Origin of the sequence: Aeromonas sp. 2HA2 (assembly GCF_029237345.1) — a bacterium.
Taxonomy (GTDB): domain Bacteria; phylum Pseudomonadota; class Gammaproteobacteria; order Enterobacterales; family Aeromonadaceae; genus Aeromonas; species Aeromonas salmonicida.
The window spans coordinates 703,462-715,622 of the sequence record NZ_JAACGB010000001.1; the positions used below are offsets into that span (position 1 = coordinate 703,462).

Annotated in this window: 11 protein-coding genes; 9 read left to right on the plus strand and 2 right to left on the minus strand. The window is 60.2% G+C overall.

The window, feature by feature from the left end:
• Positions 1–41: 41 nt before the first annotated feature.
• Positions 42–341, minus strand: coding sequence for a hypothetical protein (locus GWQ29_RS03245; RefSeq protein ID WP_005317639.1), 300 nt, complete (start codon positions 339–341; stop codon positions 42–44).
• Between the two features lie 168 nt (positions 342–509).
• Between GWQ29_RS03245 and acs the strand changes: the two genes are divergently transcribed.
• The 7 genes from acs (at position 510) to GWQ29_RS03280 (ending at position 8,579) form a co-directional block, all read left to right on the plus strand.
• Positions 510–2,456 (plus strand): acetate--CoA ligase, encoded by a 1,947-nt coding sequence (acs, locus tag GWQ29_RS03250; protein WP_275918742.1) that lies wholly within the window; start codon positions 510–512, stop codon positions 2,454–2,456.
• Between the two features lie 390 nt (positions 2,457–2,846).
• Complete coding sequence (gene aroQ / locus GWQ29_RS03255) at positions 2,847–3,296, plus strand: type II 3-dehydroquinate dehydratase (protein ID WP_021138116.1); 450 nt, start codon at positions 2,847–2,849, stop codon at positions 3,294–3,296.
• 36 nt (positions 3,297–3,332) lie between these two features.
• Positions 3,333–3,788, plus strand: coding sequence for an acetyl-CoA carboxylase biotin carboxyl carrier protein (accB, locus tag GWQ29_RS03260; RefSeq protein WP_034283807.1), 456 nt, complete (start codon positions 3,333–3,335; stop codon positions 3,786–3,788).
• Between the two features lie 15 nt (positions 3,789–3,803).
• On the plus strand, positions 3,804–5,144 hold the full coding sequence (gene accC / locus GWQ29_RS03265; RefSeq protein ID WP_005317655.1) for an acetyl-CoA carboxylase biotin carboxylase subunit: 1,341 nt from the start codon (positions 3,804–3,806) through the stop codon (positions 5,142–5,144).
• A gap of 207 nt (positions 5,145–5,351) precedes the next feature.
• Entirely contained in the window at positions 5,352–5,615 is a 264-nt protein-coding gene (locus GWQ29_RS03270; RefSeq protein WP_111588442.1) for a YhdT family protein, read from the plus strand.
• On the plus strand, positions 5,605–7,062 hold the full coding sequence (gene panF / locus GWQ29_RS03275) for a sodium/pantothenate symporter (RefSeq protein ID WP_275918743.1): 1,458 nt from the start codon (positions 5,605–5,607) through the stop codon (positions 7,060–7,062). The genes GWQ29_RS03270 and panF overlap by 11 nt, the downstream gene beginning before the upstream one ends.
• 89 nt (positions 7,063–7,151) lie before the next feature.
• On the plus strand, positions 7,152–8,579 hold the full coding sequence (locus tag GWQ29_RS03280; protein WP_275918744.1) for a PTS transporter subunit EIIC: 1,428 nt from the start codon (positions 7,152–7,154) through the stop codon (positions 8,577–8,579).
• Between the two features lie 2 nt (positions 8,580–8,581).
• Here GWQ29_RS03280 and GWQ29_RS03285 read toward each other — a convergent pair whose 3' ends face one another.
• Positions 8,582–9,454: a LysR family transcriptional regulator gene (locus tag GWQ29_RS03285; protein ID WP_275918745.1), complete on the minus strand. Its 873-nt coding sequence runs from the start codon at positions 9,452–9,454 to the stop codon at positions 8,582–8,584.
• Between the two features lie 100 nt (positions 9,455–9,554).
• On the opposite strand from GWQ29_RS03285, the gene GWQ29_RS03290 reads away from it, so the two are divergent.
• On the plus strand, positions 9,555–10,571 hold the full coding sequence (locus GWQ29_RS03290; RefSeq protein WP_275918746.1) for a zinc-binding alcohol dehydrogenase family protein: 1,017 nt from the start codon (positions 9,555–9,557) through the stop codon (positions 10,569–10,571).
• A gap of 527 nt (positions 10,572–11,098) precedes the next feature.
• The gene (gene prmA / locus GWQ29_RS03295) at positions 11,099–11,977 is read left to right on the plus strand and encodes a 50S ribosomal protein L11 methyltransferase (protein ID WP_042020960.1); all 879 of its coding nucleotides are present in this window, start codon (positions 11,099–11,101) and stop codon (positions 11,975–11,977) included.
• Positions 11,978–12,161 lie beyond the last annotated feature (184 nt).

A 12,161-nucleotide genomic window follows, 5' to 3' on the forward strand; every position in this document is an offset into this window, starting at 1 on the left:
GGCAAGTGCTGCAAGAATCGCTTAATGATCGAAAATACGGCTCACTCACTGAACGTCAACCTGGCATCCCACCCCTCGCTCTGGCCCTGGAGCGAGTCTGCCATCAGTGCATCCTTCGGGTAGCGCGGTTTTGGCTGCCCTAGGGTAACTGTCACGGGGGGTTTGCGCGCCAGAAATGCATTGCCCATCTGATCGGCAATACGCTCTCGCACTGCTGGCGAGCCGCTCTGATCGCGCGTCACGGGGAACTCTTTGGGTTGGGGAGCAGCCAGTGCGGCTTCATCGGCAAGCGTAGAGGCATCGGACTGCCAGAGGGCGGTGCAAAGGAGCAGGGACAACATGGCTATCTCCATCGATAAAACCGATGTTTTTACTCAATCGCCGATGAATTGTCACGAATGGCACTGTAAGCAGATGTTTCCATCTATCCAAAAGTCTAATTGCCCTCGTACGCCAAAGGTATAAGTTGTTACTTAATCATTACAATAATGTATTCAAAGGAGTGACAGATGAGCGAGAGCAAGGTCTACCCGGTCAAAGCCCACATCAGCAACAGCGCCCTGCTGGACAAGGCAGGTTACGAGGCCATGTACCGAGCCTCCGTGCAGGATCCGGATGCCTTCTGGGGTGAACAGGGAAAAATCATCGACTGGATGAAGCCCTATACCAAGGTCAAGAACACCTCGTACGACCCAGGGCATGTCTCCATCAAGTGGTATGAGGATGGCCTGCTCAACGTCTCGGCCAACTGCCTGGATCGCCATCTGGCACAGCGCGGTGACAAGGTTGCAATCATCTGGGAAGGGGACAACCCGGCAGAGGATCGCAAGCTGACCTACCGCGAGCTGCACGCCGAGGTGTGCAAGTTTTCCAACGTATTGAAAGCACAGGGTGTGCATCGGGGTGATGTGGTCTGCCTCTACATGCCCATGGTGCCGGAAGCGGCCATCGCCATGCTGGCCTGTACCCGTATCGGTGCCGTGCACAGCATCGTCTTCGGCGGCTTCTCGCCGGAGGCCCTGGCCGGTCGCATCATTGACTCAGGCTCCTCCATCGTCATCACGGCCGACGAGGGGCTGCGTGGCGGCCGCCCTGTCCCGCTCAAGAAAAACGTGGATGAAGCGCTCACCAATCCGGATACCCGGGTCAGCAAGGTGATAGTGCTCAAGCGCACCGGCGGCAACGTTGCCTGGCACAACCACAGGGACATCTGGTGGCATGAGGCAACTGCCGCCGCCAGCAGCGACTGCCCACCCGAGGCAATGAACGCCGAAGATCCCCTGTTCGTCCTCTACACCTCGGGTTCCACCGGCAAGCCCAAGGGAGTGTTGCACACCACCGGCGGCTATCTGGTCTACGCCACCCTCACCTTCAAGTACGTGTTCGACTACCACGAGGAGGACATCTACTGGTGTACCGCCGACGTGGGTTGGGTCACGGGCCACTCCTATCTGGTCTACGGGCCGCTCGCCAACGGCGCCACCACCATCATGTTCGAAGGAGTGCCCAACTACCCGGCCACCAACCGCATGAGCCAGGTGGTGGACAAGCACCAAGTCACCATCCTCTACACGGCCCCGACGGCGATCCGCGCCCTCATGGCCAAGGGCCGTGATGCGGTCGAGGGCACTTCCCGCCAGAGCCTGCGCATCATGGGTTCAGTGGGCGAGCCCATCAACCCGGAAGCTTGGGAGTGGTACTACCGCACCATAGGCGAGGAACGCTGCCCCATCGTCGATACCTGGTGGCAGACCGAGACCGGCGGCATCCTCATCAGCCCGCTGCCCGGCGTCACCGACCTGAAACCGGGATCGGCCACCCGTCCCTTCTTCGGGGTACAGCCAGCGCTGGTGGACAACATGGGCGAACCACTGGAGGGTGCCACAGAGGGCAACCTGGTGATCACCGACTCCTGGCCGGGTCAGATGCGCACCGTGTTTGGCGATCATGAGCGCTTCGAGCAGACCTACTTCTCCACCTTCCCGGGTCGTTACTTCACCGGCGACGGCGCCCGTCGCGACGAAGATGGTTACTACTGGATCACGGGACGGGTGGATGATGTACTCAACGTCTCCGGCCATCGCATGGGGACCGCCGAAATAGAGTCGGCGCTGGTCGCCCATCCCAAGATCGCCGAAGCGGCGGTGGTGGGGGTGCCCCACGAGATCAAGGGTCAGGGCATCTACGCCTATGTCACCCTGATCGCCGGAGAAGAGCCTAGCCGCGAGCTGCACAAAGAAGTGAAGGAGTGGGTGCGCAAGGAGATTGGTGCCATCGCCACCCCGGATGTGATCCACTGGGCGGAGGGGCTGCCGAAGACCCGTTCCGGCAAGATCATGCGCCGCATCCTGCGCAAAATAGCCACCGGCGAGACCGACAGCCTGGGGGATATCTCCACTCTGGCGGATCCCGGGGTCGTGGATAAACTCATCCGCGAGAAGTCGGAAGCGGCCTGATCATGCGCTCCATAATGCAGCGCAAGATCGCGGCAGGCGAGACCGACAGCCTGGGGGATATCTCCACTCTGGCGGATCCCGGGGTCGTGGATAAACTCATCCGCGAGAAGTCGGAAGCGGCCTGATGTAGCCCGTTATCTGCCTCCAGAGCCGGCCCAGTGCCGGCTTTGTCGTCTCTGCTACTGAGCAATTGAACAGCTCATCACTTAGTGCAAAAAACAGACAGATGTAGAGATTAGACCAGTAAAATGCTGCTAATTTTCACGAAATCAATATAATTGCGAAATCTGTGTGCCAGTGCACACCGAATTGCGCAGAAAATGGCTAGATTTCTGGTAGTCCACAAGATAGCTGGTAGATAGCAGCATTATCATCGAGGATGTACTCAATATGTCGCAAAATCACCGTATTCTCCTGCTCAACGGGCCAAATCTGAACCTGCTGGGCAAACGGGAACCGGGCATCTACGGCAGCAAGACGCTCGATGAGATCGTCGCCGATCTGAAGCACAACGCCAGCGAACTCGGCGTCACACTGGAACACCTGCAATCCAACGCCGAACATGAGTTGGTCAGCCGCATCCACCAGGCCATGGGCCAGGTGGATTATATCATCATCAATCCAGCCGCCTTCACCCACACCAGTGTCGCCATCCGCGATGCGCTGCTGGGTGTCGCCATCCCCTTTATCGAGGTGCACCTGTCAAACGTCCATGCCAGGGAGCCTTTCCGTCATCACTCCTATCTGTCTGATGTCGCTAAAGGAGTAATCTGCGGGCTGGGTGCAGATGGCTACCAATTCGCTTTAACCGCGGCCGTGCATCAGTTGCGCGCGGCTTGATAATCACTGATCAGATAAAGAAGAAAGAGAATGCTAATGGATATCCGCAAAATCAAGAAGCTGATTGAACTGGTTGAAGAGTCCGGCATTGCCGAACTGGAGATCTCCGAAGGTGAAGAGTCCGTTCGCATCAGCCGCAACTTCTCCGGTCAGGTGACCACCGCCATGCCGCAGATGATGATGCAGCCGGCCATGGCCCCTGCCGCCGCACCGGCAGCCGCCGCCGTCGCACCGACCGCAGATGCGGCCACCCCGAGTGGTCACCTGATGCGCTCCCCCATGGTTGGCTCTTTCTATCGCTCCTCCAGCCCGGAAGCCAAGCCGTTCGCGGAAGTCGGTCAGCACGTCAATGTCGGCGATACCCTGTGCATCGTCGAAGCCATGAAAATGATGAACCAAATCGAGTCTGACAAGACCGGCGTGATCAAAGCGATCCTGGTTGAAAATGGTCAGGCCGTCGAATTTGACGAGCCGCTGTTCATCATCGAATAAGGGAAGTTGCCACCCATGTTGGACAAAGTAGTCATCGCCAACCGCGGTGAAATTGCCCTGCGGATCCTGCGCGCTTGCAAAGAGCTCGGGATCAAGACAGTGGCCGTTCACTCCACCGCCGATCGGGAGCTCAAACATGTGCTCCTGGCCGACGAAACCATCTGCATCGGCAAGCCTGCCAGCGGTGAATCCTACCTCAATGTGCCGGCGATCATAGCCGCTGCCGAGGTCACGGGTGCCGTTGCCATCCACCCGGGTTACGGCTTCCTCTCGGAGAACGCCGATTTCGCCGAAGTGGTCGAAAAATCCGGCTTCATTTTCATCGGCCCGCGCGCCGAGACCATTCGCCTGATGGGTGACAAGGTCTCCGCCATCGAGGCGATGAAAAAAGCGGGCGTACCTTGCGTGCCTGGCTCTGACGGCCCGGTCGACAGCGATGCCAAGCACAACGCCGCCATCGCCAAGCGCATTGGTTATCCGGTGATCATCAAGGCCGCCGGTGGCGGTGGTGGTCGCGGCATGCGCGTGGTGCGCAATGAAGCCGAGCTGGCTGCCGCCATCGCCCTGACCAAATCCGAAGCAGGCCAGTTCTTCAAGAACGACATGGTCTACATGGAGAAGTACCTGGAGAACCCGCGCCATATCGAAATTCAGATATTGGCAGACGGCCAGGGCAACGCCCTCTATCTGGGCGAGCGTGACTGCTCCATGCAGCGTCGCCACCAGAAAGTGGTCGAAGAGGCACCGGCACCGGGCATCACCGAAGAGATGCGCAAGTTCATCGGCGAGCGTTGCGTGCGCGCCTGTATCGAGATCGGCTACCGCGGTGCGGGGACCTTCGAGTTCCTGTACGAAAACGGCGAGTTCTATTTCATCGAGATGAACACCCGTATCCAGGTTGAGCATCCGGTCACCGAGATGGTCACCAGCGTGGATCTGATCAAGGAGCAGCTGCGCATCGCCGCCGGCCAGCCCCTGTCGATCACCCAGCAGGACATCCGTATCCGTGGCCATGCCATCGAATGCCGGATCAACGCCGAAGACCCGGCTACTTTCATGCCGTCTCCGGGCCTGATCCAGCGCTTCCATGCGCCGGGTGGTCTGGGCGTACGTTGGGATTCCCACATCTACGCCGGTTACAAGGTACCGCCTTACTACGACTCCATGATCGGCAAGCTGATCTGTTACGGCGAGAACCGTGACGTCGCCATCGCCCGCATGCGCCAGGCGCTGGACGAGCTGGTGGTAGAAGGGATCAAGACCAACGTCTCCCTGCAAAAAGAGATCATGAAGGACGAAAACTTCCAGCACGGTGGCACCAATATCCACTACCTGCACAAGAAGTTGGGTCTGTAAGGATCGCTGATAGAGACCCGATGACATTGCACGGTGGCAGTTCCAATGCCCACTACCTGCACAAGAAGTTGGGTCTGTAAGGATCCAAGGCAGAACAATGACTTCCGATAGAAGTCAGCTCCGCAAGGAACCTCTGTTGAAAAAGGGCCATGGCGACATGGCCCTTTTTTGTTATTCTTGCGCCCCTCAAAATTGTCGGAGGCCAAGGTGAATCGTTTCGCGCTCGCTCGTCGGGAAGCAGCCCTCTGCCTGCTGCTGACCCTGCTCTACTTCTTTGCCTGGTATGGCACTGCGTATTTCATCCCGGAAGAGATCGAATACTGGGACATGCCGCTCTGGTTCCTGCTCAGCTGCATGGTGATGCCGCTGCTGTTCATTGTGCTGTGCGGCCTGATGGTGGATCGCCTGTTTGTGGATATTCCCCTCGATACGCCTCCTCCCCATGCCAAGGAGTCCACCCATGAATCTTGAGCTGATGCTGCCGCTCATCATCTATCTGGTGCTGGTGCTGGGAATAGGTTTCTGGGCCAGTCGCCATCGCACCGGCGGCGACTTCGTGCAGGAGTACTTCATCGGCAACCGCAGCATGGGCGGTCTGGTGCTCGCCATGACGCTGGTGGCTACCTATACCTCGGCGTCGTCCTTCATCGGCGGGCCGGGTGCCGCCTACAAGATTGGCCTTGGCTGGGTGTTGCTGGCAATGATCCAGCTGCCCACCGTCTGGCTTACCCTGGGGGTGCTCGGCAAGAAGTTCGCCATCATTGCCCGCCGGGTCAATGCGGTGACCATCAATGACATGCTGTGGGCCCGCTACCAGAGCAAGGCGGTGGTCATTCTCGGATCCGTTACTATCATCCTCGCCTTTATCGCCACCATGGTGGTGCAGTTCATCGGCGGTGCCCGCCTGCTGGAGACGGCCACCGGCCTCTCCTACCAGCAGGGTTTGATGCTGTTTGCCAGTTGCGTGCTGCTCTACACAGTGATCGGCGGCTTTCGCGCCGTGGTGATGACCGACGCCCTGCAGGGGATCATCATGCTGATCGGCACCGGCGCCTTGCTGGCTGGGATCCTGATTGCCGGGGATGGATTGCCCAACCTCATCCACCAGCTCAAGGTGATCGACCCCAAGCTGGTGAGTCCGACGGGGGCCGGCGACATGCTGACCCAACCCTTCATGCTGAGCTTCTGGATCCTGGTCTGCGTCGGAGTGGTGGGGCTGCCCCACTCGGCCCTGCGCTGCTTCGGCTATCGGGACAGCAAGGCGCTCCATCGCGGCATCCTTATTGGCACCGTCGTCAGTGCCCTGCTGATGTTCGGCATGCACCTGGCCGGCGCCCTGGGCCGCGCCATCCTGCCCGGCATGGACAGCCCGGACAAGATCATGCCCTCCCTGATGATGGAAGTGCTGCCGCCCTGGCTGGCCGGGGTGTTTCTGGCGGCACCGATGGCGGCCATCATGTCCACCATCGACTCCCAGCTGATCCAGGCCTCCGCCACTCTGGTGAAGGATCTCTACCTCAACTACCTCAATCCCAAGCAGGAGAAACTGGAGGTGCACATTCCTCGCCTCTCCCTGCTCTGCACCCTGATCCTGGGCACGCTCGTATTGCTGGCGGCGCTGCAGCCCCCCGAGATGATCATCTGGCTCAACCTGCTCGCCTTCGGTGGCCTGCAGGCCGTGTTCCTGTGGCCGCTGGTACTCGGCCTCTACTGGTCACGGGCCAACGGGCCGGGCGCCCTGGCCAGCATGGTATCCGGCATCGTCTGCTATGGCGTACTGAGCCAGTGGGGGATAAAACTGGCCGGACTGCATGCCATAGTACCGAGTCTGGGGCTGGGACTGGTTGCCTTTGTGCTGGTCAGCCTGCTGACTCCGCCTCCCAGTCAGGGGGTTCGGCGATTATTCGAACAGCAGTAACAAAGAGATTAATAAAGGGTTCCAAAACTATCCCCAAATAGGTGTTTTACGGGTAAACTGTGCGCCAAGTCACAAAACCCAGCACCTTTATGCCAGTACAGAACGCCAGACAGACCCTGATCCAGGCCCTGCAACGACTCGGTTACGCCCTGTTGTTGCCGGTCTCCATACTGCCACTGGCTGCGCTGCTCTACCGGCTCGGTCAACCGGATGTACTGGATCAGGCTGTGCTCTCCCTCACGGGGCGCGCCCTGTTCAGCCAGATGCCGCTCATCTACGCGGTGGCCATCGCCTTCGGCCTGAGCCGACAAGGAGAGGGCACCCAGGCGCTGGCCGGGGCGGTCAACTTCCTGCTGCTGAGCTCGGCGCTGGGCACCCTGGCCCCCGGTCTGCATGCGGACATGATCTGCGGCCTGCTGGCGGGGCTCACCACCGCCATCATCTACCCCTGGGTGAAACGGCGCACCATACCTGGCTGGCTGCAGATAGCGCAGGGGGATTTCGCCTGCCTGTGCATCTCGGCGATCGCCTGCCTGTTGCTGGCGTTTCCCCTCTCCCTGTTCTGGCCGCTGCTGGAGCAGGGCATCACGCTGCTGGCCTCGGAACTGCTCACCACCCCACTGGGCGCCTTCTGTTACGGTACCCTCAACCGGCTGCTGATCCCCCTTGGCCTGCATCAGGTGCTGGGCAGTCTCATCGGCCTTGGCGAGAGCAACCTGCAGGCGCTGGCCACCGCCCAGCCGCTGCATGAAGGGTATGTAGCCGGTCTCTATCCCATCATAATGTTCGGCCTGCCGGGCGCCTGCTTTGCCATCTGGCTGCACCGCCAGCGCATGCAGCGACTGCCGCAGGGTGGACTGCTGCTCACCCTGGCGCTCACCTCTGCACTATTGGGGATCACTGAGCCCATCGAGTTCCTGTTCGCCTTCACCGCCCCCTGGCTGTTTCTGGCCCATGCCCTGCTGACCGGTTTGTCGCTGGCCATCTGCAGCGGGCTTGGCATCCAGGTGGGCAGCTACTTCTCCGCCGGTCTGCTGGATCTGGTGCTGAGCTATCAGTCCGGCGAGCACAGTTTCTGGCTCATTCCGGTCGGCATCCTCTTCTTCGTCGCCTACACACTGCTCTTCTATCAACTGCTGGAACGAGCACCTCTGAGCCTGCCGAGCAAGCCCATCGCCAATGAGCACCCACGGTTGGCCAGTGTCGCCCCCTCGGATCCCCAGATGCTGGCCATCCAGTACCTCAAGGCGCTGGGGGGCATGGACAATCTGCAAGCCATGAGCGTCTGCCTGACCCGCCTCAGTCTGCGGGTGTGCGACATAGCGCTGGTGGATCAGTCCCGCCTGCCGGGTCTGGGTTGCCTCTCCTGGATCCAGCTCAACGACCATCAACTGGTACTGGTGCTGGGCCCCAACGCCAGCCTGATCGAGGGGCAGATCCGCATGCTGGCGGAGCGTCAGTCGGTACCGCTCGGCCTCAAACCCAATCAGGAGTCTGCCAGCCCAGGCAATTGGTAGGCTCAGGCGAACGGCAGCCGCTCGGCGACGAAGTCCATCAGAGATCGCAAGGCAGGCGCCAGATGTTCCCGGCTCGGGTAGATGAGATAGAAGGGATTGGGCGGTATGGGGTGATCCGGCAGCAATTTCTGCAACCGCCCCGTCGCCAGATCCTCCTGACAGACATGATGTGGCAACAGGGCAATCCCGCCTTCGTGCAATGCCAACTCCCGCAGCGCCAGCAAGCTGTTGCTGATGCAGGCCCCTTGCGGCCGCCAGCCCCCCTCCTGCAATGGCCACACAGGCAATGCCGAGTGCACTAGGCAGGGGTGAAGCCCCAACTCGGACAACTGCTGCGGCGCGCCATGAGTCGCCAGATAACCGGGAGCCGCCACCAGATGACGCGGCACCTGACCAATGCGCCGGCAAATGAGACTGGAATCTTTCAGCGGCGCCGCCCGCAGCGCCAGATCATAACCCTCCCCCACCAGATCCAGCTGATCGTCGCAGAGGGTCAGCTCCAGCACCACCTCGGGATAGAGGGCACGAAATTCCGCCAGGATCCTGCCAAGCAGCAGGGTGCCGGTCGCCTCTGGCGCCGTGATCCGCACCCGCCCCGCCGGGGCCGATCGCAACCGCGCCATCGCCAGATTGGCGCTACGGGCCAGCGCCAGCAGCGCCTGGCATTGCTCCACGTAGATCTCACCCTGCGGGGTCAGGCTGAGCCTGCGGGTGGTTCGCTGCAGCAGTCGCACCCCGAGCTGGGTTTCGAGCCGCGAGATCTTCTGGCTCACCGAGGACTTGGGCATGCCAAGCGCCTCGGCGGCACCGGTAAAACTGCCCTGCTCCACCACGGTAGCGAACAGCCCCATCAACTCCAGATCGACATTGTTCATATATTCAAACAGTCTTTACCAATTACCCATCTTAATAAGAATAATTAACCAGACTAGAGTAGCTGGCAATCCCAATCCATCCGATTTGAAAGGAACTGCCATGAAAGCCATTGCCCTCACCCATTATCTGCCCAGCGATCACCCCCACTGCTTCATCGAGGCCAATCTGCCCGACCCGACCCCGGGCCCGCGGGATCTGCTGGTGAAAGTGACTGCCACCTCCATCAATCCAGTGGATACCAAGGTGCGCGCCCCCAAGGCCAAGATTGAGGCCAGCCCGCGTGTACTGGGCTGGGATGCAGTCGGTGAAGTCGTTGCCGTCGGTAGCGAAGTGAGCCTGTTCAAGGCGGGCGACAGAGTCTGGTATGCCGGCGACATCAGCCGCCCAGGCAGCAACAGCGCCTTGCAACTGGTGGATGAGCGCATCACCGCCCTCGCCCCCACCAGTCTGACCGACCTGGAAGCCGCCGCCCTGCCGCTCACCGCCATCACAGCCTGGGAGACACTGTTCGAGCGCATCGGCCTTCACCGCGAGAGCACAGGCAAGCTGCTGATCATTGGCGGGGCCGGTGGGGTAGGCTCTATCGCCATTCAGCTGGCTCGCCAGCTCACCAATATGGACGTGATTGCCACAGCCTCCCGACCAGAAAGCCGTGAATGGTGTCTGGAAATGGGCGCCCATCAGGTGGTAAGCCATCACAAGCTGCAGGCAGAGCTCACCGCGCTGGGCATCACCCAGCTCGACGCCATCTTCTGCACCAATGCTACCGAGCAGCACTGGGATGCCATGGCCAGCCTCATTCGCCCGTTCGGCCACATCTGCACCATCGCCGAATCCAGCGAGCCCTGGGATCTCTCCCTGCTCAAGAGCAAGAGCGCCACCTTCAGTCAGGAATTCATGTTTACCCGATCCCTGTTCCAGACCCCGGACATGATCGAGCAACACAAGCTGCTTGGCCAGGTTGCCTCCCTCATCGACCAAGGGGTGCTCAAGAGCACACTCACCCGCACCCTGTCCGAGCTGACCCCGGTCACCCTGGCCCAGGCCCATGCCGAGGTGGAAGCCGGTCGCATGGTGGGCAAGCTGGTGATCGACATGAGCAGATTTGCAAACTAATCCCTTATAGGTAAAAACTGCACCATCATGGGGTGATTTCACCAGTGACAGGCCCCAACAGTGCACAGTTCATATCAGGCACCAGACAGTCACCACGCAGAGTCACCATAAAAACGACATAAAAAAGGGGCCATCCCGCCGGGATGGCCCTGAATACCTGAACGTTGGGGTAACAATCACACACATATCCTTAAGCAGGACATACCCATCTTTGCATCTTGTGTGCCAACGCCCCACGTCCCCCTGTTCCATCCCCTCACGCCTGTCATCCGCACTTGTTTTCCCCAGCCAGCACTAATGCCGAAAAAAAAAGCCACCCTAAGGTGGCTGAAAAAAGATGACGGAACTTTCCTAGAGCAAAGCATTCAGCGGGAACAGGTTGCTTCCCGTTACCCAATGAGGAATACATTAACCGTGCCAACTCGGCAGAGTTCACTTCCTGCGCCATGCAGACATGGGCAAACCACGACAGCACAGGCCCATGATGATAGAATCTCGCGGTTTCACATTTATGAAGAGTCGACGCCATGCCCTGGATACAAATTCGAATCAACGCCACTGCCAAGACGGCAGACAAGGTGAGCAACATGCTGCTGGGGCGTGGAGCCCAGGCCGTGACCTTTATGGATGCCCAGGATGTCCCCGTCTACGAGCCGCTGCCCGGTGAAACCCCGCTCTGGGGCGAGACCGAAGTGATGGGCTTGTTCGATGCCGAAACCGATCCGGCCCCCACCATCGCCTTCTTCCAGCAGATCTTCGGGGAAGACGTGGGCTACAAGGTCGAGCAGCTGGAAGACAAGGACTGGGTGCGCGAGTGGATGGATCACTTCCACCCCATGCAGTTTGGCGAACGGCTCTGGATCTGCCCGAGCTGGCGCGATGTGCCAAACCCCGATGCGGTCAACGTCATGCTGGATCCGGGTCTGGCATTTGGTACCGGTACCCACCCCACCACAGCGCTCTGCCTGCAGTGGCTGGACGGGCTGGACCTGACCGGTAAAACCGTGGTCGACTTTGGCTGTGGCTCCGGCATTCTCGGCATTGCCGCCCTGAAACTGGGGGCTGCCCGCGTCATCGGCATCGACATAGACCCGCAGGCCATTCAGGCCAGCCGCGACAATGCCGAACGCAACGGCGTCGCCGGCCAGATCGAACTCTATCTGCCGGCGGATCAGCCGCAAGACGTAGAAGCGGACGTGGTGGTGGCCAACATCCTGGCCGGCCCGCTGCGCGAGCTGGCACCGCTCATCGCCGGCCACGGCAAGCCAGGCAGCCTGATGGCGCTCTCCGGTGTGCTGGAGAGCCAGGCCCCGGAGCTGGAAACCATTTACGGCCAGTGGTTCGACATGGACCCGACCGCGGTAAAAGAGGAGTGGTGCCGCCTCTCCGGTCGCAAGCACGGCTGATGGCAACCACCTCATACAACAAGGGCACCGATGGGCTGTCTCTTGATCACATCTGTCGATGCTCAAGAGACAGTGCCAGTTCATAGCCTTCAAGGAGGGTCTGTAACCTAAACCAGCCCTCCCATAACACCGCTATCGAGGCTCGCCCCGTTCTCTTGGTGTCCTTCCAGCCCCCCAGTATCGC